We start from the raw sequence: 22,580 nt of genomic DNA, 5'->3' as shown, positions 1-22,580 counted from the left end.
TCTTGTATAAAGTGTTAATTCACGCCCTCTGCAAAGCTGATCGGCACACCGAAAAGCACGCCTGCGTTAGGCTGTGAAAGGTCGCCTGTAACATCAGTTATCGCCTTTCTTGCAACATCTACCTGATCGTCTGCAACGGCAACGAAAATTGTCTTGCCCTTCTGTGCAGCATCCTCGCCGCTGAGAATAGATCTCAGAACGCCGATCATAGGCAGATTATCCATTGTAGAAATAGATTTCGCCATTCCCACGCTGTCAATGATCGTTCCGCCCCTTATTCCTGCCTGTGCCAGCGAACGCATGATTTCGTCTACTAACTCGATTCTCTTGATAACCAAAAACAATAACTGCATTTTGATCCGTCCTTTCATCTCTTATTTCCTGAATGACGCAGCCACCCAGTCTTCTTTTTCTCTTATCTCAATAAGCTCAAAGCCCTCTGCTTTAAGCCTGTCAAGCACCTCGTCTTTTCTCTGGTCGATTATACCTGAAACTATAAGCGTTCCGCCGTCTTTGATAAATCCGCCGAAAATCCCGCTCATGCCTATAAGAACATCTGCCACGATATTTGCACAAAGCAGGTCATAGCCTGTGCCTATCTGCTCCACCAGAGCCTTATCGTCTATGATATTTCCGCAGTAAGCTGTATACTTTTCTGCATTTATATGGTTTTTCTCTGCATTTTCCTTTGCTATCTTAACAGAATTTTCGTCAACGTCCACCGCTGTTGCACTTTCAGCACCAAGGAGCAATGCGCCGATAGAAAGTATTCCGCTTCCGCACCCAAGGTCAAGTATACTGTCGCCCTCATGGAGATTTTTCTCCACAAGCTCCAGACAAAGCTGGGTTGTGTTATGCTGACCTGTGCCGAAAGATGAGGCAGGGTCTATTTCCAGTATCTTTCTCTTTTCACCTTCAGCGACCTTTTCCCAAGACGGCTTTATAAGAAGCTTTTCGCCAACGCAAAGGGGCTTGAAATACTGCTTCCAGTTGTTCGCCCAGTCCTCTTCCTTGACGTTTTTAAGCTCATATTCAAGCCTGCCGAACTCATTGTTCACGTCACGCTTTTTGAGCGCTTTAAGCTCCAGCTTCATAGCTTCAAGATTTTCAAGACCCTGAGCGTTCTCAGGGAGATAAACTGTCACTGTAGTTTCACAGTTTTTAAGACCCATAAGGTCATCATCTATATAATCCCAGTTGCCGTCCTTGTCATCAAGAAAGTCCTGAAAATCCTTTGCATCCTTGATAACAAAGCCGTTTATACCCATTCCAAGCAGACTTCCCGTTACTGCTTCGATGCCTTCTGTTGTGGTATATATATCCATTTCAACCCAATTCATAATATCAATTCCTTTCGATAATATCTTATTATAACACATTTTTGCGATTTTGTAAAGCTTTTTGACTATGATTTATTATACAAAATTAAATATTGATAATTGTATATACTTATCAAATATCAACCATATTAAGTGCAAACAAAAAGCTTCCCGTCAAAAAACGAAAAGCTTTCATGATCATTTTTTCTTATCGTAAGCGTCAAAGGCTTCCTCAACAGTGCCGTCCACCTGCACCTTGCCGTCTTTTAGGAATATCGCCCTTGTGCAAGTTTCCTCGATAGCCTTGCGTGAGTGGGAAACGAACAGTACCGTTACACCAGTGGAGATAACATCATTTATCTTGTCACGGCACTTCTTCTGAAAGTCTGCGTCGCCAACGCTCAGTGCCTCGTCAACAACGAGGATATCAGGCTTGATATTTATATTGATAGCAAAGCCAAGACGCATTTTCATTCCGCTTGAATATGTTCTTACAGGCTGGTCGATATACTCTCCAAGATCTGCAAAATCAATTATATCCTGCTCTATCTCCTTTATCTGATCGTCATTAAGACCAAGCAGATAGCCCTTTAGATAGATATTTTCCATACCCGTCATATCCAGTGAAAAGCCTGCTGTAAGCTCAAGCAATGCGGCAACCTTTCCTCTTACAGTGATAGTGCCACTGTTTGGAAAGCTTACGCCTGTTATCATTTTCAGAATGGTCGATTTTCCTGCACCGTTCTTTCCGATAATTCCCACAGACTCGCCTGGGTATATCTTGAAGCTCACGCCTTTAAGGGCAGGGTGCTTCTTTACTCCCCTGTTTTTTGTGAAAATAGCCTTAAAACGCGCCTTTTCGTTTTTATATAAAAAGTATTCTTTTTTTACGTCCAAAAATTCAATAATTGGCTCAGTCGCTTGATTTTCCATTTAAAAGTCAGTTCCTTTCAGCCTTTGTTACAGAACGTCAGGAAGTATCTTCCTGAACTTCTTATAGGTGTGCGCTCCGAGGAATATCATAAAGATAAACTCCGCATAGAACACCATAGTTTCGGTGGTATAGTTAGAATCAAAAATAAACGTGTCTGTAAGAAAGCTCTTTCTATAGCCGTTTACAAAATAGTTTATAGGGTTGAAATACATAAGCTTTCTCAGCCACAAAGGTGAGATATCATATGTGTTCCAGAATATACCCGAAAGCCAGAAAAGTCCTGTTATAATAGAGTTTATAAGATTTTCAAAATCCTTGCTGAACGCACTGAGAGGAGCAGTCATCCACGAAAGCACAAGGAAGAAAAAATACATCATCAGCGCATAATAGATAAACTGAAGATTGTAAATACTCGGTCCAAAGCCCAAACACAGCAACACCACATACATTATAGCACACAGCAAAATGTGGATATAAAGTCCCGAAAGTGAGGTAAAGGTCATGATATTTGAAACAGGGAAGGACAGCTTTGTTACAAACTGCTTGTTGCTTCTTATTGACCTTGATCCTCCAACGATACATTCTGAAATATAAAACCACGGCACATAGCCGGTGAGCATGAAAACGAACTGAGTGTACTTTCCGTTAATGAAATGCACTCCACCGTTTCTTTTTAAACCTATCTCAAAGGCAAACCACAGTATAAACAGGGTAAAGGTCGGCTTTATAAGCGCCCACAATGGGCCAAGCGCCGCACCCTTATACTTCTTTTTCAGTTCGTTCACCGACAACATTCTTATCTGTCTGAGCTTTCCCTTATGCTCCTTCAATATCTGGGTAAGCCCGAACCAATCAAACTTTTTTCCTTCTATTTTTATCATCTCCGTCAAAAACGCTCTTTTTCCAAAGCGCTGTCGATTATTCTTTCCGTTGACCTGCCGTCGCAGGCAGACATATATTTTTCCGTGAAACGCTCCACACCCTCACGGTCAAAGCTCTTTTCACTGTCAAGCACAGCCTGTGCAAGTTTCTCTCCCTCCGTCACCAAAGGCGCAGGCATGTCTGTTTTATAATCAAGATAAAAGCTTCTGCCCTTGCTGTAGCTCTCAATATCAGGGGCAAATATCACCCACGGCTTTTTATACAGTGCATACTCGAACACAAGCGACGAATAGTCCGTCACAAGCACGTCTGCCACAGGCATGATCCTGTTTGTAGCAATATCGCAGTTAGTCAGCCCGCTGTGAAGTCTGGGGTGCATTTTTATAATGACTTTCCAAGCCTCCCCAAGCTTTTTTTCAAGCTCTGCGGCATACTCCTCGCCCACGCAGTGACAATCAAGTGCATTACCTCTGAACGTTGGCGCATAAAGCACTATCTTCTTGCCCTTATAGTCGGGATATCTCTCAAAGAACTCACGTCTGCACTGCTCGTTGTAGCTTTCATCAAAGAACACGTCCGTACGGCTGACGCCAAGGGGCTTTACGATATCTTCTTTCAGCCTGAACGCAGACACAAAAGCCTTTACGCACTCTTTACTGCTCACAGTGATAAGGTCAAAATTTCTTGTAACAGAGCCTTTGAAATGGGAAGATATATCCTCCTCGCTGTCATAGCCGAACTTTTTCAATGCTCCGCAGGAATGCCAAAGCTGAACCACTGTGGTTTCCTCACGCTTTTTGCAGGAAGTCACAGGCACAAAATAGTTGCATATGAACACAGCCCTTGCATTTGCGTAAGCTTTCATAAAGCTCATCATATATTTAAGCCCCGAGACCATTCCACAGCTTGAAAGGTCACAGTACATCTCCCTGACCTTATAGCCACGGAGCCCAAGCTCCGCCTTTACAAGCTCCATGCTCTCGGGAGTAGAAACGCTGTTAAGGTCTGCAAGGATAACAAGCTTTTTGTCTATATCCTTTTTCTTTGACAGCTTGTAGCACAGCGGCAAAAGCGTTTTTTGCAGTGCTGATTTTATGTGCTGTCTTATTATTCGTTTGCGGCTCTCCATTATCCCCTAAGAAACCTCTTATATATCTTGCCTGTCAGCGATTTCGGCATTATGAAAATGAAAAACTGAAAAGTGCATGGAACAATAAAGTCCCACAGGTTTGAATATCCCATACGGAATATCTTCCACCTGACATTCACAAAGGACTTTGTGTTCGCCCAGTTTCTTCTTCTCTCATAATTGTTCGCCGTAACTCTGTACATCACAAGCGTTTTGTCAAGATTTATTCCCCTTGCGCCGTCCGCAAGCATTTTCACCACGAACTCATAGTCCTCACAGCGTTTTATATTGCTGTATCCTCCCACGCTCAAAGCACGGGATTTCTTATAAACAAGGGTCTGATTGTTGAACGGATTTCTCCGTCTTGCATATTTGTGTATCTCTTTATTGGTCAATGGCGTTTTCTTTGTGGCTATCACTTCGCCCGTCTGACTGTCGAACTCGTCTATATAAGCCCCAAGCATATCTATCTCAGGGTGCTTCGCCATAGCATAAAGCGACCTTTCACAGCGGTCAGGCTTAGCGATATCGTCAGAGTCCATTTTGACTATATACTCATTTTTGCAGGCGTCTATACCTCTGTTGGCGCATCTTCCTGTGCCAACATTCTCCTTGAGCCTTATGGGGTGAAAGCACTCGTAATTCTCCTCATAGTAGTCTACGACCTCGTCAAGCTCTTTTGTGAGCTTTCCATCGCACACAAGCACAAAATCGTTCGTCACATAGGTCTGTGACAGCATACTCTCGATACTTGCCCTGAGATGTTCAGGCTTCTCTCCTGCATAAACAGACATAAGCACGCTGTATTCAGGCAACTCCACATTTTTCACTACCATAGCGCACCGTCCTTTTTTCATTCTGTCAAAATTATCCCCACAAATCTGTAAGCTATTCCATTATACCATTAAAACCGCTGTTTGTCAACGCAGATAAGGCTGTTAAAACAACACAAAAAGGGCGGCATTTTACTGCCGTCCTTTGTATCAAGACCTTATCCGTCACTTTATGACCTTAGCGCATATCTTTTCGTAATTGTCTATCTTATAGTTGAGTCTGTCGATAGTCGCAGCTATCTCAGCCTGCTTTTCAAGGAGATCTTTTCTCTGCTCGATAAGCAGATTTTTTCTTGCCTCGATAGTGCTGTCGCCCTGCTGATACAAAGCAACATACTCGATAAGGGCTTCTATTTGCAGACCTGCGCCTCTCATGCACTTTATGAACTCTATCCAATTGCATGAACTTTCATCATAGTCCCTAAGACCGCTTTTCGTTCTTGGCACAGGCGGGATAAGTCCTATACGCTCATAATATCTCAATGTGTCGGGTGTAAGTCCGAATTTCTCACTAACTTCAGAAATAGTCATAGCTTTCTCCTTTTAACAACACCACATGGGGTTTATGTGATATTGCCTATTGATTTTTCAATTATATTTTACCACCTGGAGTTAGCTCCAAGTCAAGACCTTTTCTATAAAACCGTCAATATGCACAAATTGTCATGCAAAATTTGTTATCACCGACAATATTTTAACGCTAGTCCGACACATTAAGAAAATCTTATGAAACAATTAAGCTAATACTCATGCGAAACCCTCTTCATTATGGTATCATTGATACAGCAAAAGCAAAGGAGCGGTCATTATGACAAATAAAAACAAAAAGCATATCGTAATCGCCACCACAATTATTATTTTGGTTGTGGCATTACTTATATACAGATATTACATTCCTGATATGAAGCCCAAGAAGCAGCTCACACCTGCATCAGTGGAATACACCTATGACGACAGCGTGACATCGTCGCAGCTTGCAGAGTATAATGCCCGGCAGGACTGGCAGCTCACATTGGTGAACAATGACACGCCTATATGCGAGAATTGCTCAGTGATACTCACCGCCCTTGACAATGGTCAGGCAGTGGACTGCCGCATTTACCCACAGCTTCAGAAAATGTTTGATGACGCACGCTCGCAGGGGATATATCCAACTATCACATCATCGTTCCGCACCGCAGAGGATCAGCAGGACATACTTGAGAGCAAATATGAGCACTATCAGAAAATAGGCTACAGCGACAAAAAGGCGAAAGCCTATGCGGAAGAATGGGTGGCGATGCCCGGCACAAGCGAACACGAGCTTGGTCTGTGCGTCGATATCGCAAGCGGTGACAGCAGAGTTACAAATCAGGAAGTATGGGATTGGCTCGCCAAAAACAGCTACAAATATGGCTTTATAGAGCGTTACACAGCCGAAAAGCAGGATATTACCGGCATTATCCCAGAAGAATGGCACTACAGATATGTTGGCGAAAAAGCGGCAAAGGAAATGTATGAAAATGACCTCTGCCTTGAAGAATATTTGCAGAATATGTCATAAAAAATTGTGTACCGATAGTTTGATATACAAAAATACGGGCGGTCAAAGATCGCTCCTACATATTTCACAGCACTGTATCACCCACCGATACAGTGCTTTTATTTTGCAAACTGCTTTTTCAATATCCTCAGCATATCCTTTGCCTGCTGTTCAAGCTGCGACCTGAGATAATAGACACCGAAAGATACCTCTTTCACGCCTTTTATTGGTATCGCTTTTAGTGGACCTTTGTAAGCGTCCCCTATGGCGGGGAAAATCATAAACCCCAGCCCCGCTTCAGCCATTGCAACTGCGCTTTCATAATCTCCGCAGAATATTATCTTATCCACCTTACCGTTTGCTAGTATCCTATGCTGAAAAGCAAAGATCTCATCAGGACAGGTGTGGCGCTCTATAAAAATAGGTCTGCCTGAGATATCGTCAACATCAAGGCTATCCGCCTTTGCAAGGGGGTGATCTTTCTGGCAAAGGCACATAAACTGACAGCGGCAAAGCTCCACATAGTCAAAAGGCTGTTTATGAGGACTTTTAAATGACAGAAGAAGCTGTATCTTCTGATCTTTGAGCTGATTGTCTATAGACTTGAAGGGAGTAAGATCTATATACGGCAAAAGATCATCATAAAGCCTGGACATTTCTCTTAGGGCAGGAGTCAAAACGTTCAGCTCCGCCTGATTGTGACAGCCTATGCTTATCCTCACAGGTTCGTCCTCAGGCTTTTCTGACAGCCTGAATTTTGCTGAGCCTGCTATTTTAAGTATCTGCTCTGCGTCTGAAATAAACATTATACCCTCTCTTGTGAGCGAAACGCTCTTGCTCGTTCGCACGAAAAGCTTCACCCCTAGCTCGTCCTCCAAAGAACCTATCTGGTGGCTCACCGCAGGCTGAGTGATGCTCACAGATTCCGCCGCCTTGGAAAAGTTAAGATACTGCGCCACAGCCAAAAAACACTCCAATTGTACAGTATTCACAAAAACCGCCCCTTTATGTTTGTTTATTTCCGAAAATTGTTTCGTTCGGTAAACAATTCTTAATAAAAATTAAATTTGATAGTAATCTATAAAATTCTTTTATTCATTATAACATATTTGTATTTCACTTTCAAGTAAAAATGTGATATTATTAGTTAGAGCAAAATGTTAGGTGCAAAAATGTAAGGAGGCGAACAATTTGGCGGATAACAGAAAAAAGAACATTCTTCGGTATTCCAAATACATTCATCTGAAAATAGAATGCGAGATAAACACCATGCTCGCAGGCAAGGGTATAACCGCCGCTCAGAGCCATGTGCTTATGTACATAATGGAACATAATGGCGAGCCTGTTTTCTCAACGGCGATACACCACGATCTGAATATTTCCCGTGCGACGGTATCAGGGCTTATAAAAAAGCTCCGTGCAGGAGGATATCTCTCCTATGAGGGCAGTGATGATGACGAGCGTCACAAGAAGATAATAGCAACCGAGAAAGCCTATACCCTCCAGCAGGACATTTGCGACTGTCTTAAAAAGATAGAAACAATGGCTTTCCGTAATTTTACAGATCAGGAGCTTGACGAAATGGAACGGCTCCAGAAAAAAATGATAGACAATACAATATAAAAATAAGCGAGAGGAGGGATCTGGCTTGAAAGAAATACTAGCACAGATCAAACAGTACAAGAAGGACTCCATTCTGACCCCTGTCTTTACCGCACTTGAGGTCTTTATGGAAATGCTTCTGCCTTTTATAATGGCGAAAATAATCGACGACGGCATTGAAAAGGGCAACATGACAAACGTTTATATTTTCGGTGGCGTAATGGTAGTGGCGGCAATGGTCAGCCTGCTTTCGGGCTTTCTTGCAGGAAAATATGCGGCTTCGGCTTCATCAGGCTTTGCCTGCAATCTTCGTGAAGCTATCTACCGCAAGGTGCAGACCTATTCGTTCTCAAACATCGACAAGTTCAGCACCGCAGGTCTTGTAACAAGAATGACCACTGACGTTACAAACGTTCAGAACGCATACCAAATGATAATCCGTATCGCAGTGAGAGCGCCGCTGATGCTCATCTGCTCAATGGCAATGTGCTTTGCAGTAAGCGGCTCAATGAGCATTATATTCCTTGCAGCTATCGTTCTTCTTGGCATAGTTCTCGGGATCATCGTTAAAAAGACGATGAAAGTTTTCACAGAGGCTTTCAAAAAGTATGACGACCTTAACGCAAGCATACAGGAAAACGTATCGGCTATCAGAGTTGTAAAGGCATATGTAAGAGAGGACTTTGAGCAGAAGAAATTCAAGAAAGCCTCAGGCAATCTCTATAAGATGTTCGTAAAGGCTGAGAGCCTTATCGCACTGAATAACCCTGTTATGATGTTCGTTATCTACTCCTGCGTAATGCTCATAAGCTGGCTTGGCGCAAAGAATGTTGTTGCAGGCACGATGAAAACAGGCGAGCTTTCATCAGTTTTTACATATGTTATCTCCGCCATGATGTCACTTATGATGCTCTCTATGATATTCGTTATGATATCAATGAGTACAGCAAGTATCAGACGTATCTCAGAGATACTCAAGGAAACACCTGATCTTCACAACGGTGAGAACCCAGCAAAGGATATGAAAGACGGCTCTGTTGACTTCAACAATGTAAGCTTCTCATACAAGCATGGAAGCGGAAAAATGGTGCTTAACAATATCGACCTGCACATCAGGTCCGGCGAAACTATCGGCATCATAGGCTCAACAGGCTGTGGAAAAACAAGCCTTGTAAATCTTATCAGCCGTCTTTATGACGTTGACGGAGGCTCTGTATGCGTGGGCGGCAGGGACGTAAGAGAATATGATATGGAATATCTGAGAGATCAGGTTTCTGTAGTATTGCAGAAAAACGTGCTTTTCTCAGGCACTATCCTTGACAACCTACGCTGGGGCAACGAAAACGCAACAGACGCCGAGTGTATCGAAGCCTGTGAGGCTGCCTGCGCTGACGAGTTCATTGAACGCTTCCCTGACAAGTATGAAACTTATATCGAGCAGGGCGGTACAAACGTATCAGGCGGACAGAAGCAGCGACTTTGTATCGCAAGAGCGCTTCTGAAGAAGCCAAAGGTTCTTATCCTTGACGACTCCACAAGTGCAGTAGATACTGCCACAGACGCAAAGATAAGAGCGGCATTCGCAAAGTCTATCCCAGGCACAACAAAGTTCATTATCGCACAGAGGATCTCAAGCGTTCAGGACGCCGACAGGATAATAGTTCTTGACGGTGGAAAAGTAAACGGCTTTGACACACACGAAAAGCTTGTTGAAACAAACGAGATATACCGTGAGATATATGAATCTCAGGTAAAGGGCGGCGGAGATTTCGACGTTCAGTCAGCAGGAAAGGAGGAAGCTTAAATGCCTAAGCCAATGAATAAAGAAATGGGCGGCAAGCCTAAAATGTCAGGCGACCAGATGAAAGTCCTCGGCAGAGTAATGAAATATATGCTCAAAAACTATAAGTTCTCATTTATAATAGTTGTGGCGTGCATACTTATTCAGGCTGTCACCACACTTGCTGGAATGATGTTCATGCAGTCACTTGTTGATGACTACATCACACCGATGCTAAAGACCTCCAGCCATGATTTTTCACCTCTTGCAAAGGCTCTCGGTGGTCTTGCAGTAGTATACGTTGTGGGCATTGCGGCTTCATACGCATACAACAGGATAATGGTAAACATCGGTCAGGGTACGCTGAGAAACATAAGAGATGATCTGTTTCTCAACATGGAAACACTTCCTATCAAGTATTTTGACACACACCCGCATGGCGACATCATGTCAGTATACACAAATGACGTTGATACTCTCAGACAGTTTATCAGCCAGAGCATACCTCAGCTTATAAACTCTCTTGCAACACTTATATCCACCCTCGTTTCCATGATAATCCTCAACATTCCTCTTACCATACTCTCTATCGCAATGGCATTTGTAATGGTAAAGGTGACCAACGATCTCGCTTCAAAGTCAGGAGCGCACTTTGCGGCTCAGCAGCGTGACCTTGGCGCAGTTGACGGTTTTATCGAAGAAATGCTTGACGGACAGAAAGTAGTAAAAGTGTTCTGTCATGAGGATAAGGCAATAGAAGACTTTGTAAAGATAAATGACAAGCTGAGAGTCAGTGCAAACGAAGCTAACAAGTACGCTAACATCATGATGCCGATAAACGCAAATATCGGAAACCTCAGCTATGTGCTTTGTGCCATCGTTGGCGCAATACTTGCCATAAACGGCTATGCAGGTCTTACCCTCGGCACTATCGTAACATTTGTATCCCTTAACAAGAACTTCACACAGCCTATCACACAGATAAGCCAGCAAATGGCATTCGTTGTTCAGGCTACCGCAGGCGCAGGCAGAGTGTTTGACCTCCTCGACCAGAAGCCTGAAACAGACGAGGGCTATGTTGAGTTCGTTAATGCAAAATATAACCTGAACGGTGAGCTTGAAGAATGCAAAGAGCGTACAGGCATATGGGCTTGGAAGCATCGTCATCAGGCTGACGGCACTGTTGACTACAAGAAAATGGAGGGCGAGGTCGTATTTGACGGTGTTGACTTCGGATATGACGACAGCAAGATCGTTCTTCATGACGTAAAGCTTTTTGCAAAGCCTGGTCAGAAGATAGCTTTTGTTGGCTCAACAGGCGCAGGAAAGACAACTATCACAAATCTTATCAACCGCTTTTATGACATTCAGGACGGCAAGATACGCTATGACGGAATAAACATTACAAAGATAAAGAAGCCTGCTCTGAGAAAAACTCTCGGCATAGTTTTGCAGGACACACACCTTTTCACAGGCACAGTAATGGAAAATATCCGCTACGGCAACCTTGACGCCACCGACGAGGAATGTATGGCAGCCGCAAGGCTTGCAAACGCAAACGGCTTTATAGAAAGACTTCCTGACGGCTACAACACTGTTCTCACAGGCGACGGCTCGAACCTTTCACAGGGTCAGCGTCAGCTCATAGCCATTGCAAGAGCGGCAGTCGGCGATCCTCCTGTTCTTATCCTTGACGAGGCTACCTCCTCTATCGACACAAGAACAGAGAGTCTTGTTCAGGCTGGTATGGACGCTCTCATGCAGGGCAGAACAACATTCGTTATCGCCCACAGACTTTCAACTGTCAGAAACTCAGACTGCATAATGGTACTTGAGCAGGGCAGGATAATCGAGCGTGGCACACATGACGAGCTTATTGCCAAAAAGGGCAAGTATTATCAGCTCTACACAGGAAACTTCGCAGAAGAAACAGCATAAAAGGTGCTATTCCGCCCAAAGAAAAACGCCACGGAGAGAATATCTCCGTGGCGTTTTTGTGCAATAAAAATGCGGCTGACAAAAGCCAACCGCAATAAATCTTATTCTTCTTCCTCTTCGTCCTCATCGAAATCTTCTTCATCGATGCCCATTGGACGAGGCATATCATCTGTCATAGGCTCATCTGCTCTTCTGAAATATGAGTCGAAATCAAAACGTCCCATGCAGATACGCTCCCAGTATGGTTTACCCGGCTCAAGCACCATAACATTATGCTCATGAACTTCGATAACATCATAGATCTTGCCGTATGAATCCTTTACCTGATCGCCCTTTACAACATTGGTCATTATATTCACCTTCCTTGTCATATCTTGAATTATACCACATTATAAAAGCCTTGTCAATCGGCTTGGAAAATTTTTTGCCCTAAATACTTACCTTCTTCACAGCCGACCACTTGCCGTACACTTTGGTCTTGCCAATGGTCTTATAATCCCTTGCCTTGACGTAATATGTCTTTTTGCTTTTAAGACCTTTTATTGTGCCTTTGTTCTTTGAGTTTCCGCTGAGCCACAAGGACTTGCTGTTCTTAAAGCCGCTGTTGTCGGCATATGACACTTGATAACCTGAATTTGAGCTGTGCTTTGCAAGAGTGACCGCTATCTTCTTCCCGCTCTTGTCGCCCTTGGCAGAAATGCTCTGTCCCTGTGGGTTTATCTTGAAAGTCTTTGTTATCTTGCCTGTGTAGCTTCCCTTACCTGTGACGGTCACCTTAGCAGTGCCTATGTCCTTATTTGCAGAGTAGCTTACAGTATAGTCCCTGTCCTTTTTGAGGGTGACATTTCCGTCCTTTACAGTGACAGCAGGCTTCAGCGCCTTACCTGTCCACACCTGATCTGGCACCTTGACAGACGCCTTCCCGACAGATCTTTTCGTTGCTGATCTTACCTTTATCTCATCGGAATATCCGCCGTATACCCTCTTGCCTGAAACAGTTTCATAACAGCGTACTTTGTAATAATAATCTGTGTTCGCCTTGAAAGATCCATCTGTAAACTTTCCTTTTGCAGTCGTCCCCACGGCAGAATATTTTCCCTTTGCGCCTGTTTTTCTGTATATCTCATAGCCGCATTTGTTAGTTGATCTGCCAGAAAAGCTGATCTGTATATTCGTGTTATTCACAGAATTAACAGACAATCCTGATACTCTCGGCAGGCTGATAGAAGAATCAGCGCTCTTTGACACTGCCGCAGACTTTGAGCCGTTCACAGCATTGTCTTTCAGCGAAGCCTTGCTGTGAGAGCTTACGCTTATGCCGCTTTTTCCTGAGCCGCTTATGCTGTTTGAATTTACACTCACAGAACTGCTGTAATTTGACACGCAAATGCCGTTCTGCTTGCTGTTTGATATCTTATTTGAACTTACTGCCACACTGCCGCAGTGGTCTGTAACAAGCATGCCATGTTTTCCTGCGCCAGAAACAGTGTTTGAGGTCGCCTTGCCCGAAGCGTTCTTGCTGAACACGATACCATGCCCCACGGCATTTTTAACTTTGTTGCCTGAGCACTCGCCCTTTGAGCCGTTATAAATAAGAATGCTCGTGTCCCCCGCCTTTGAAATGCTGTTGGACTTTATCACAGCGGAAGAATTTGCAGCCACTGCTATGCCATGCTTTTTCGCTGAATTTACGCTGTTTGAGCTTGCAATATTGTTCTCAGAGCCGTTGTAGATATTTATTCCGTTCATTCCAACGTTCTCTATGGTATTGTTCTCAAGGGTATTCCCTGAGCTGTCAGTAAGGGAAGCACCGTTTCTGGCTGAGCCTGAAATGTAGTTATCTGCTATCTTTATATTGTCACACTCGTTGAGAGTAAGACCATTTTTATCCTTGTAATTAACACCGTCCTGCTTTGTAACGAGAATATTTGATTCGATACTGCAATTTTCAGCGTCATTAAGTGCGATAGTGGTTCCGTTGCTCTCGATTCGATTTTCGACGATCTTTACTCCTGCCACTCTGAAATTATAGTCAGGGATAACACCGTTGTCCTTGACCTCATACCCTGTCAGGCGTATGCCGCTTGTAATGCCATATTCGTCATCACCGCTTACAGAGATAGTGTTAGATGAAATAACAGAGTTTGCGTCGTCATCAAAGCCGTCAACTGCTTCCTCCATAGACTTCACCACAGGGGGATTGAAATTGTTGTTAGGCAGGCTGGACATTGCCTTGAACTCTATACCGCTTGCACAGTTTGTGATAGTGTTATTTGTTATGGTACAATTCTTGTAATTGTACATTATCATTGCCATATCGTCGAGATTCTCAAAAACATTGCCTTCGATAAGGATATCTGTGTAATAGATACCAAGAGTGGCGGAATGAGAACCAAAACCTCTGCAAATGCCTGAGAAAAGATTATTCTTTATGACCACATTTTCACATGATGTATCATCAAAAGGCGCATAGCCTGCAAAAACTCTGCTGTTGTTCATGCAATCAAGCTGAATGGCTTCTTTTTTCCTGTAGCCTGTATATCCTGTAAAAGTACAGCCCTCTATGGTGACGTCAGCCGCACCGCCTATCTCCATATGATGACCGTTCTCGTTATTTTTGACGTGCATATCTTTCAGGAGAATATTTCTGCAATGTGCAAATCTGATATTTGAAAAATCTGCGGTATTTGGCCACTGGTCTGTGTTTCCGTTCCAAAGCCCGCCCTCAACGATAACATTTTTAACGCCGTCATAGCCGCCGACACCATTATTATCGCACCTGAGCATGGGTCCATAGGAAATGCACCTTTTTATCTCGACGCCCTCTTCACAGTATATCCAAGTATCGCTGTATACCACAAGTGCAGAAGAAATAAGATACGTTCCCTTTGGTATCACGACCTTTGTGAAAATGCCCTGTCCTGAATTTTCCTGTGCAGCGTCAAGTGCCTGCTGTATCTGCTTTTCGGTCATAGCGTTTCCAGTGTTGTCTGCACCGAGATCATCAACCACGTTATAAGTGACGATTTCCATGCCGTCTGTATCAAAATACGCACCTGTCACAGCCGTATCTGCCGCTTCTGCCACCGATGTTATAGCCGTAGAGAAGCCCTCGGGGATCACTGTGATAACGAGCAAGAGCGTTGTCAAAAGTGCCGCTATCCGTCTGAAAACTTTTTTTTCACTGATAATTCTGTAGCCTTTAATGTTCATTCTTCTGTGTTCTCCTTAAAGTTCGGCTATATTTTTCTTGCCGCTGACAATTATTCGTACAAATAGTATTATAAATCATTTATAAGTATCTGTCAACAAATACTAAACTTTTCGTGAACACTGCACAAATTTGGCTGTGTATTTTTGGCACAAAAAAAGCTCCCCTGACGCATAAACGTCAAGAGAGCCTTTAAAGCAAAATATTTTACTGCACTTCCACTTTTTCGCCCATGATAGACCTGATAGCGTGGACACGGCACACCTCTGCACACTTTCCGCAGTTTGTACACTTGTCATAGTCGATAACAGCGTGGTTGTTCTGCACTGTAACGGCACCTGAAGGACAGTTTTTCTCGCAAAGCTTACAGCCTATACAGCCGTTAGGACAAACAGACCTTGTCACTCTGCCCACATCTCTTGATGAACAGCAGATATCCACAGCCTGAGAGATCCTTCTCACTGCGATAAGACCATTTGGACAGGCTTTTGCACAAAGCCCACAGCCCATGCACTTTGCTTTGTCGATAACGGCAATGCCGTCAACGATAGATATTGCCCCCTGAGAGCAGACCTTGATACAATCGCCGTAGCCTAAACAGCCGCTTGTGCAAAGCTTGCTTCCGTCATAAAACCTGTTGCACGCTGCACAGCTCTGAATGCCGTCAAAATCGTATTTATGCGGTGTATGAGAGCAATCTCCCGAACAGCGCACGAAAGCCACCTGTGGCTCTGTTACAGTCACTTCAACGCCCATTATCTCGGCTATCTTCTTTGCAGCAGCCTCGCCTCCCGGACGGCAAAGGTTACATTCCGCACCCTTGTTCACGATAGCGTCGGCATAGTCTGCACAGCCTGAAAAGCCACAAGCGCCACAGTTTGCCTGCGGAAGTGCTTCTGCGATAGCGTCAACACGCTCATCCACCTCAACGGCAAAAACTTTTGAAGCCACCGTCAGCAGAACGCCTGCCAATATGCCCAAAGCGGCAAATATAGCCAAAGGGATCAAATATTCCATATCATTCTCCTCTTTCAGAATTTCAGTTTTTGTTGTGTTTTATTATATTATTATCCATAAAATCAAGGGTCATCTTAATGCGGTTTTTGATATTAACGTCCGCTGTTCCCGAATCGTGATCTACCGCCGTTATGATGCTGTCTGGGTAGAGCTTTTTTATACGCTTTATTATGCCTCTTGCACAGGTGTGGCTCACAAGGCAGCCAAACGGCAACAGCATCACAACACCTTTGCAGCCGTTTTTCAACGCTGAACACATTTCTGCACCGATAAGCCAGCCGTCCCCCATTGTTTCGCCAAGGCAGCCAAAGTTTTCACCGTAGCTTTTCAAGGATCTATAGTCTTCCATAGGCTCGAAACCGTTTTGTACAAGTGCAGAATTCATTTTGCACCAAAGCGTTTTCATATAGGCAATAAGGACTTTTGCTCCCACACCTGCCAAGGTTTTTCTTCCGTAAATGTTATCATCATTTGTACAGGAATCGGCAAGGTACATTATGTATGGAACAAAGCCGCTCATATATATCTGACAACCGAGATCACGGAGGTATTTCTCCGTTTCGCCGTTGCCGAGAGCACAGAATTTTATGTAAAGCTCCCCTGTTACGGCGACCTTTTTGACCGATCTGCTTTTATCACAATTTATTGTAGCAAAGCTTTCGCATATCTTGCGGAATATGACGCACATTGAGATCGGATCGGCTGCTTTGCCATGTTCAAAGAGCCGTGACAGCCTGCTGTTCCATAGGCGGACTTTATCAAGCGTTTCACCCTTTTTTAGTTCATAGGGTGAAAGCTCATTATAAAGATACAAAAGCAAGTCACTGTAATAGATCGCTGCACAAGCCGTCAGCACCATTTTAGGCGTTATGGAAAATCCGCTGTGTTTCTCAACGCCGCTGACATTAAGTGACACCACAGGAACATTTTGCAGACCGGCTTTCAAAAGAGCTTTTCGCAGCAGCATAATGTAATTGCACGCTCTGCACCCTCCTCCTGTTTGAGGCAGCAACAGGGCTGTTTTTGCGGTGTCATATTTGCCGCTTTTCAATGCACATATGAACTGTCCTATTATGAGGTTGCAGGGAAAGCAGACATCATTATTTGAATATTCCCAGCCTGCGTTTATCATTTGTGACCGACTGTATTCGTTCACCCCGATAACGTCGCACTTATATCCGCCGCTAAGAAATGCATATTTAAGCAGCGGAAAGTGGAAGTCAAGCATTGATGGTATCAATATAGTGTGGGTCTTTTTCATCGGCTTTGTAAATTCAACCCTTGATCGTTTCATATCGATAAATTATTATCAGATTATTCCCGAAAAGCCCATAAAGCTTAGCGAAACGATAGACGCCGCAATGAGCGTTGCAGGCACGCCCTTGAAAGTTTCAGGAAAATCGCAGCTTTCTATCCTTGCTCTTACTCCGCTGAAAAGCAAGAGGGCAAGAGTAAACGCAAGTCCTGTTCCAAGTGCGTTTGTAAGGGACTGAAGAAAATTATAGCCGTTGTCTATGTTTCCGATAGTAACACCGAGAACTGCACAGTTGGTTGTGATAAGAGGCAGATAAACGCCCAGTGCCTTATAGAGAGGCGGCATCATCTTTTTCATGACTATCTCAACAAGCTGAACGAACATTGCTATAACAAGTATGAACGCCACTGTTTTAAGATACTCTATGCCAAAATGCTCAAGAAGTCTGTATACAGGATATGTGATAGCTGTTGCGCATATCATAACAAATATTACCGCCGCACCCATTCCCACAGATGATTTCATCTGCTTTGATACGCCAAGGAAAGGACATATTCCCATGAACTGAGAAAGCACAACGTTATTTACGAACACACAGCCGATAAGTATAAGTATGTAGCTCATTTTTATGCCTCCTCACTCTCTGTTCTGCACTGACCCTTGCACAAAGCCGCATTTGGGCAGCCTGAGCAGGAAATCTCCTTTGGCGGCTTCTTATTCGCTATCTTGTTCACAAGTGCGATAAGACAGCCAAGCACGAAAAATCCGCCTGCCGGCATGATGAACACTGTCATGGGATCGTCGCACAGGAAAGGTATCTTGAAACCGAACCATGAGCCTGTTCCTAGTATCTCTCTTATAGATCCCATTGTGAAAAGTGAAAGTGTAAATCCAAGACCCATTCCAAGTCCGTCAAGTATGGACGGGAATATCTTGTTCTTGCTGGCAAAAGCCTCCGCTCTGCCGAGGATAATGCAGTTTACCGTGATAAGGGACAGGAATACGCCTAAGGCACTGTAAAGCTCAGGTATATAGCCTTTCATAAGAAACTCGATAAGAGTAACGAAGCCTGCGATTATTACGATAAAGCAAGGCAGTCTTACAGCCTTTGGGATAACGTTTTTCAAAAGGGATATAACAAAGTTTGAGCAGACAAGCACGAACGTTGTGGCAAGTCCCATTCCGATACCGTTTTTCGCCATTGTTGTGACCGCAAGCGTCGGACACATACCAAGAAGCGTAACAAGCGTCGGGTTTTGCTTTATGATACCCTTTGTAAATTCATACAAATTAGAATTTTTCTCAGCCATTGAGTATCTCCTCCTTATGCTCGTCAAAAAGCTTCACAGCCTTTTTGCACGCAGATTTCATTCCCTTTGAAGAATAGGTGGCAGCAGTAACATTGTCGATAGAATTTTCATCAGTGTCGACACCAAAGCCCTTTAGTTTTGAAAGAAAACTATCGTCCTGCACCTTTGTGCCAAGACCCGGAGTTTCGCCTATAGAGAGAAATTCTATCCCCTCCACAGTTCCCTCGCTGTTTATACCGATAAGCAGATGAAGTCCACCCTTTGAATAGCCGTCCTCAGTTATCTCGATAACGCATCTGCCGTTATCTTTATCTGTGATAATGGAGTTCACGCCCTCTGTATCAAATGTGACAGGGGTCTTGCTGTCACCCTCGCCGTCAAGCATTATCTCATAATCGCCCTTGCCGAATATCTCCTCACAGCCCTTTTTCATATCGTCTGTAAGAACACCTGTATTGTCAACATATGTGGCATTATAGGCAAGCACCAAAAGTCCGCTGACAACTATACATATTATAGTCAGAACCAATGGAGGCATTATTTTATCTTTCATTCAGACTTCGCCTCCTTCTTATTTGTTATAGCCCCTAAAGGCTTTGTTTTTGTTACCATGTCTATGTATGGTGTAAGTATATTCATAAGCAGTATCGAGAATGAAACGCCCTCAGGATAAGAGCCGAAGAAACGTATCACACAAGTGATGATACCACAGCCGATACCGAATATCACCTTGCCTGTTTTTGTAACAGGAGTTGTAACATAGTCAGTTGCCATGAAGAATGCACCGAGCATTACGCCGCCTGCAAGTATCTGATAGATGCCGTCCTCGCCGCAAAGATATGAGAACACGAACACCGTGCCTATAAATGCCAGCGGTGTATGTACTGAGATTATCTTCATCATTATAAGGTATATGCCGCCAATGAGCAGTGCCGCCGCAGACACCTCGCCAAGACAGCCGCCTACTTTTCCAAGGAAAAGATCGAGATAATCGGCAGGGGCGGAATGTGCCGCTGCAAGAGGGGTCGCACCTGTTACGATATTGTCAGGGTCATAGAAAGGCACTACCCAATGGGTCATGTTGCCTGTGAAAGCAAGCATAAGAACTATTCTTCCCACGATAGCAGGGTTGGCAAAATTCTGTCCCAGACCGCCAAAAAGCTGCTTTACGATTACGATAGCAACGAATGTGCCGATAGCAGCCTGCCAGTAAGGCATTGTCACAGGGAGATTGAACGCTAAAAGCATACCGGTCACAAGTGCCGAAACGTCCTTTGTGGAATCAGGTCTTTTCATTATAAGATTGCAAAGTCTTTCCCATATGAGTGCCGTTATCATGCAGAAGCCTGTGAGCATGAGCGCACGTCCGCCGAAAACATAGGCAGACATTGCAAGTGCAGGGCAAAGTGCCACAAGCACATGGGTCATCACCTTAGAGGTAGAAATATTATCCCTTATCTGAGGTGAAGGGCTTACCAGCATTTTTTCCATATTTTCTTACCTCCTTACGTTCTTATGAAAGCTTTTGCAAGCTGATTTTTCTCTGCAAGATCTCTCTTTGCAGGACAGACGTATGAACACGAACCGCAGTTCATGCAAAGACCCACCTTGAGCTTCATAAGAGCCTCTTTGTCACGCCTGTCATAAGCCTTTTCAAGCTCTGTAGGCATAAGATTCAGCGGACAAGCTGAGATACATCTTCCGCACTTTATGCAGTTTGTCTGTGTGCACCTGTCCTCGATACCCTTTTTCTTATCGGTCTTTTCGCCAAATGCAAGAATGGCGTTTGTGGTCTTTGTCACAGGGGTGTCAAGCTCATAAAGGCACATTCCCATCATAGGACCGCCAAAAAGGGCTTTTCTAACCTTTTCTTTATCACAGTCACCGAATTTCAATATATCCTCCGCAGAAGTTCCTATAGGTACTTTCACATTGCATGGAGTAGATACCACGTCACCGTCAACAGTTATACGCTTTGATATGAGTGGCATACCTGTTTTGGAATACTCGCCGATAAAGCCTGCTGTGGTAACGTTCATTACAATAACGCCCTGATCTGACGGAAGCTGACCCTCGCCAACTACACGTCCCGTGGCGTTGAATATTATCACCTTTTCTGCGCCCTGAGGATAGCATGACTTCAGCACCTTTACTTCGATACTTTCATCATCAGCCGACTTTTCACGCATAAGCTTTATAGCCTGCGGCTTGTTGTCCTCGATACCGATAACGACCTTTTTAAGCCCCAGCATATCACGCACGAGCTTTATTCCGCACATAACATCGTCAGCGTTCTCCATCATCTCACGGTAGTCGCTTGTTATGTAAGGCTCACACTCAGCGGCGTTTATAACAAGGGTATCAACCTTGTATTTGTTCTCGTCAAAGTTGAGCTTTATGTGCGTCGGGAAGCCTGCGCCACCCATTCCGCAGCAGCCTGACTGCCTTACGGCTTCGCAAAGGCTCGCTTTGTCTGTTATAACAGGCGGCTTTACGTCAGGTGATACCTCCTGCTCTCCGTCGGTGTCGATCTCCACCATTTTGCACACCTTTCCGCCTGCTGTGAGCAGTTCGGATATCGCCGCCACTGTGCCTGACACAGACGAGTGAACAGGGCATGACATAAAAGCGTTGCTTTCGCCTATGACCTGTCCCACAAGCACTCTGTCACCCTTGGCAACTGTCGGCTCGCAAGGTGCTCCCATGTGCTGTGACATGGATATCTTCACTCTTGCAGGCAGCGGCATGGCGATAGTTTCGCTGTTTTCCGTCCCCTTTTTGTGGGAAAGAAAAATGCTGTTGAGTTTCATAATTTTCCCCCTTATCATACTTTATGACTATTCAAACCTGAATTTATCATCGCTTATACTTATCCTGCCCTTTATACTGTCTGAGCAGTAAACTATGCCATTCTCATCAACGGCAATAACTTCTATATCTTCATCACTGAGCCACCTGTCAAGCTCACCGCTTCCGCCAATAAAAATGCAGGTAGACAGAAAATCGGTTTCAATACCGCTTTGCCCCACAACAGTTACAGAAACAAGGTCTGTTTTACATGGATAACCTGTTGTCAGGTCAAAAATATGGCTCCACTTTTTGCCCTGCGCTTCAAAATAACGCTCATATCCCCCGGAAGTGGAAACAGAGCCGCCGCTGCTTGTGAAGCTAAGGCAGGTGTTATCGTTATCAAAAGGGTCTGTGACCGCAACCTTGAAATCTGTTTTATCCGGCTTCTGCCCGTAAAGAAGCGTTGACGAGCCAAAGCTCACCACCGCACAATCGGCTTTTTCACTATCCAAAAGCTTTTTCACTTCGTCAAGGGCAAAGCCCTTTCCGTCACAGCCCACGTCTATCTGTGTGCCGTTTTCAAGAACACATTCGCTCCCCGAAAGCTTTATATTCTCATATCCCACAGCGGAAAGAGCAGTCTGTATCTCACTTTGCTCTGGAACTCTCGGCTCATCTCCAGTGACGTTCCAAAGTTCCGTCACTGCCCCTGCGGAAATATCCGCTCCGCCGTATTTTTTTGTAAGCTCTATGCTCTTTTCTATAAGCTGTGCAGTTTCCTCAGAAAGCTCAAGCCTGCCGCTCTCATTGAGCCGTGATATCTCCGAGCCTTCCTCATAAGGCGAATAAAGCTTTTCCAAAGCCTTTATCCGCTCTTTCACCGCCTCAGCGTCGCCGCCGTAAACAGCGGCTGTGCATGGGCAATCCATGGCGAAAAATGTCGCTTCATCTGGCTTTTTATCTAAGTGCATCATCACCGCTCCGCACACCATAAGAGCCGCCGCACACGCTGCCGATACAAACAACCGCCTTTCAGGCTTTTTCATTTTTATACCTCA

At 44.4% G+C, this 22,580-nt stretch carries 22 protein-coding genes; 4 read left to right on the top strand and 18 right to left on the bottom strand.

Annotation, left to right across the window (positions count from 1 at the left end; genetic code table 11):
• Positions 1-14 precede the first annotated feature (14 nt).
• The 7 genes from DWW81_RS04650 to DWW81_RS04620 form a co-directional block, all read right to left on the bottom strand.
• Positions 15-353 carry a hypothetical protein gene (locus DWW81_RS04650; RefSeq protein ID WP_117859067.1) on the bottom strand — a complete coding sequence of 113 codons (339 nt, stop codon included), beginning with the start codon at positions 351-353 and terminating at the stop codon, positions 15-17.
• A gap of 21 nt (positions 354-374) precedes the next feature.
• Positions 375-1,340, bottom strand: a complete 966-nt coding sequence (gene prmA, locus DWW81_RS04645; protein WP_117859069.1) for a 50S ribosomal protein L11 methyltransferase — start codon at positions 1,338-1,340, stop codon at positions 375-377.
• A gap of 177 nt (positions 1,341-1,517) precedes the next feature.
• Positions 1,518-2,252 carry an ABC transporter ATP-binding protein gene (locus tag DWW81_RS04640; RefSeq protein ID WP_022288484.1) on the bottom strand — a complete coding sequence of 245 codons (735 nt, stop codon included), beginning with the start codon at positions 2,250-2,252 and terminating at the stop codon, positions 1,518-1,520.
• 27 nt (positions 2,253-2,279) lie between these two features.
• Positions 2,280-3,134 carry an ABC transporter permease gene (locus DWW81_RS04635; protein ID WP_147339640.1) on the bottom strand — a complete coding sequence of 285 codons (855 nt, stop codon included), beginning with the start codon at positions 3,132-3,134 and terminating at the stop codon, positions 2,280-2,282.
• A gap of 5 nt (positions 3,135-3,139) precedes the next feature.
• Positions 3,140-4,264, bottom strand: coding sequence for a CDP-glycerol glycerophosphotransferase family protein (locus tag DWW81_RS04630; RefSeq protein WP_117896868.1), 1,125 nt, complete (start codon positions 4,262-4,264; stop codon positions 3,140-3,142).
• Positions 4,264-5,100, bottom strand: a complete 837-nt coding sequence (locus DWW81_RS04625) for a glycosyltransferase (protein WP_117896867.1) — start codon at positions 5,098-5,100, stop codon at positions 4,264-4,266. The genes DWW81_RS04630 and DWW81_RS04625 overlap by 1 nt, the downstream gene beginning before the upstream one ends.
• A gap of 162 nt (positions 5,101-5,262) precedes the next feature.
• Positions 5,263-5,628, bottom strand: coding sequence for a MerR family transcriptional regulator (locus tag DWW81_RS04620; protein ID WP_117896866.1), 366 nt, complete (start codon positions 5,626-5,628; stop codon positions 5,263-5,265).
• Positions 5,629-5,905: 277 nt separating this feature from the next.
• Here DWW81_RS04620 and DWW81_RS04615 point away from each other — a divergent pair, with 277 nt between their 5' ends.
• Entirely contained in the window at positions 5,906-6,640 is a 735-nt protein-coding gene (locus tag DWW81_RS04615; RefSeq protein ID WP_117896865.1) for a M15 family metallopeptidase, read from the top strand.
• Between the two features lie 98 nt (positions 6,641-6,738).
• On the opposite strand, the gene DWW81_RS04610 is transcribed toward DWW81_RS04615, so the two are convergent.
• Positions 6,739-7,611 (bottom strand): LysR family transcriptional regulator, encoded by an 873-nt coding sequence (locus DWW81_RS04610; RefSeq protein WP_117896864.1) that lies wholly within the window; start codon positions 7,609-7,611, stop codon positions 6,739-6,741.
• Between the two features lie 199 nt (positions 7,612-7,810).
• On the opposite strand from DWW81_RS04610, the gene DWW81_RS04605 reads away from it, so the two are divergent.
• From DWW81_RS04605 to DWW81_RS04595, 3 genes are read left to right on the top strand one after another with little or no spacing between them, the layout of a single operon-like run.
• A complete protein-coding gene (locus DWW81_RS04605) occupies positions 7,811-8,242 on the top strand; it encodes a MarR family winged helix-turn-helix transcriptional regulator (RefSeq protein WP_022288492.1) in 432 nt (143 codons plus the stop codon).
• 25 nt (positions 8,243-8,267) lie between these two features.
• Positions 8,268-10,025, top strand: a complete 1,758-nt coding sequence (locus tag DWW81_RS04600; RefSeq protein WP_117896863.1) for an ABC transporter ATP-binding protein — start codon at positions 8,268-8,270, stop codon at positions 10,023-10,025.
• Positions 10,026-10,037: 12 nt separating this feature from the next.
• Positions 10,038-11,939, top strand: coding sequence for an ABC transporter ATP-binding protein (locus tag DWW81_RS04595; RefSeq protein ID WP_117896877.1), 1,902 nt, complete (start codon positions 10,038-10,040; stop codon positions 11,937-11,939).
• Positions 11,940-12,040: 101 nt separating this feature from the next.
• On the opposite strand, the gene DWW81_RS04590 is transcribed toward DWW81_RS04595, so the two are convergent.
• The 10 genes from DWW81_RS04590 to DWW81_RS04545 form a co-directional block, all read right to left on the bottom strand.
• Positions 12,041-12,289: a hypothetical protein gene (locus DWW81_RS04590; protein ID WP_022288495.1), complete on the bottom strand. Its 249-nt coding sequence runs from the start codon at positions 12,287-12,289 to the stop codon at positions 12,041-12,043.
• A gap of 79 nt (positions 12,290-12,368) precedes the next feature.
• The gene (locus DWW81_RS04585; protein ID WP_117896862.1) at positions 12,369-15,152 is read right to left on the bottom strand and encodes a right-handed parallel beta-helix repeat-containing protein; all 2,784 of its coding nucleotides are present in this window, start codon (positions 15,150-15,152) and stop codon (positions 12,369-12,371) included.
• A gap of 205 nt (positions 15,153-15,357) precedes the next feature.
• Positions 15,358-16,167, bottom strand: coding sequence for an RnfABCDGE type electron transport complex subunit B (locus DWW81_RS04580; RefSeq protein WP_117896861.1), 810 nt, complete (start codon positions 16,165-16,167; stop codon positions 15,358-15,360).
• Between the two features lie 22 nt (positions 16,168-16,189).
• Complete coding sequence (locus DWW81_RS04575; RefSeq protein WP_117896860.1) at positions 16,190-17,461, bottom strand: 2-hydroxyacyl-CoA dehydratase; 1,272 nt, start codon at positions 17,459-17,461, stop codon at positions 16,190-16,192.
• A 15-nt stretch (positions 17,462-17,476) separates the two neighbouring features.
• Positions 17,477-18,046, bottom strand: a complete 570-nt coding sequence (locus DWW81_RS04570; RefSeq protein WP_117896859.1) for an RnfABCDGE type electron transport complex subunit A — start codon at positions 18,044-18,046, stop codon at positions 17,477-17,479.
• Positions 18,047-18,048: 2 nt separating this feature from the next.
• Entirely contained in the window at positions 18,049-18,732 is a 684-nt protein-coding gene (locus tag DWW81_RS04565; protein WP_022288500.1) for an electron transport complex subunit E, read from the bottom strand.
• Entirely contained in the window at positions 18,725-19,285 is a 561-nt protein-coding gene (locus DWW81_RS04560; protein WP_022288501.1) for an FMN-binding protein, read from the bottom strand. The genes DWW81_RS04565 and DWW81_RS04560 overlap by 8 nt, the downstream gene beginning before the upstream one ends.
• Positions 19,282-20,223 (bottom strand): RnfABCDGE type electron transport complex subunit D, encoded by a 942-nt coding sequence (locus tag DWW81_RS04555; RefSeq protein ID WP_117896858.1) that lies wholly within the window; start codon positions 20,221-20,223, stop codon positions 19,282-19,284. Before DWW81_RS04555 ends, DWW81_RS04560 begins: the two co-directional genes overlap by 4 nt.
• A 14-nt stretch (positions 20,224-20,237) precedes the next feature.
• Positions 20,238-21,542, bottom strand: coding sequence for an electron transport complex subunit RsxC (gene rsxC / locus DWW81_RS04550; RefSeq protein WP_117896857.1), 1,305 nt, complete (start codon positions 21,540-21,542; stop codon positions 20,238-20,240).
• Between the two features lie 27 nt (positions 21,543-21,569).
• Positions 21,570-22,568, bottom strand: a complete 999-nt coding sequence (locus tag DWW81_RS04545) for an FAD:protein FMN transferase (protein ID WP_117896856.1) — start codon at positions 22,566-22,568, stop codon at positions 21,570-21,572.
• Between the last annotated feature and the right edge of the window lie 12 nt (positions 22,569-22,580).

Source organism: Ruminococcus sp. AF17-1AC (genome assembly GCF_003461385.1).
Lineage (GTDB): Bacteria > Bacillota > Clostridia > Oscillospirales > Ruminococcaceae > Hominimerdicola > Hominimerdicola aceti.
This window is presented reverse-complemented; position numbering and strand designations above follow the sequence as displayed.

Coding starts and splice junctions, on each gene's coding strand:
- DWW81_RS04635 (WP_147339640.1), bottom strand. CDS start 3,134: ATGATAAAAATAGAAGGAAAAAAGTTTGATTGGTTCGGGCTTACCCAG.
- DWW81_RS04585 (WP_117896862.1), bottom strand. CDS start 15,152: ATGAACATTAAAGGCTACAGAATTATCAGTGAAAAAAAAGTTTTCAGA.
- prmA (WP_117859069.1), bottom strand. CDS start 1,340: ATGAATTGGGTTGAAATGGATATATATACCACAACAGAAGGCATCGAA.
- rsxC (WP_117896857.1), bottom strand. CDS start 21,542: ATGAAACTCAACAGCATTTTTCTTTCCCACAAAAAGGGGACGGAAAAC.
- DWW81_RS04560 (WP_022288501.1), bottom strand. CDS start 19,285: ATGAAAGATAAAATAATGCCTCCATTGGTTCTGACTATAATATGTATA.
- DWW81_RS04545 (WP_117896856.1), bottom strand. CDS start 22,568: ATGAAAAAGCCTGAAAGGCGGTTGTTTGTATCGGCAGCGTGTGCGGCG.
- DWW81_RS04580 (WP_117896861.1), bottom strand. CDS start 16,167: ATGGAATATTTGATCCCTTTGGCTATATTTGCCGCTTTGGGCATATTG.
- DWW81_RS04615 (WP_117896865.1), top strand. CDS start 5,906: ATGACAAATAAAAACAAAAAGCATATCGTAATCGCCACCACAATTATT.
- DWW81_RS04575 (WP_117896860.1), bottom strand. CDS start 17,461: ATGAAACGATCAAGGGTTGAATTTACAAAGCCGATGAAAAAGACCCAC.
- DWW81_RS04630 (WP_117896868.1), bottom strand. CDS start 4,264: ATGGAGAGCCGCAAACGAATAATAAGACAGCACATAAAATCAGCACTG.
- DWW81_RS04555 (WP_117896858.1), bottom strand. CDS start 20,223: ATGGAAAAAATGCTGGTAAGCCCTTCACCTCAGATAAGGGATAATATT.
- DWW81_RS04570 (WP_117896859.1), bottom strand. CDS start 18,046: ATGAGCTACATACTTATACTTATCGGCTGTGTGTTCGTAAATAACGTT.
- DWW81_RS04650 (WP_117859067.1), bottom strand. CDS start 353: ATGCAGTTATTGTTTTTGGTTATCAAGAGAATCGAGTTAGTAGACGAA.
- DWW81_RS04565 (WP_022288500.1), bottom strand. CDS start 18,732: ATGGCTGAGAAAAATTCTAATTTGTATGAATTTACAAAGGGTATCATA.
- DWW81_RS04595 (WP_117896877.1), top strand. CDS start 10,038: ATGAATAAAGAAATGGGCGGCAAGCCTAAAATGTCAGGCGACCAGATG.
- DWW81_RS04640 (WP_022288484.1), bottom strand. CDS start 2,252: ATGGAAAATCAAGCGACTGAGCCAATTATTGAATTTTTGGACGTAAAA.
- DWW81_RS04625 (WP_117896867.1), bottom strand. CDS start 5,100: ATGGTAGTGAAAAATGTGGAGTTGCCTGAATACAGCGTGCTTATGTCT.
- DWW81_RS04590 (WP_022288495.1), bottom strand. CDS start 12,289: ATGACCAATGTTGTAAAGGGCGATCAGGTAAAGGATTCATACGGCAAG.
- DWW81_RS04620 (WP_117896866.1), bottom strand. CDS start 5,628: ATGACTATTTCTGAAGTTAGTGAGAAATTCGGACTTACACCCGACACA.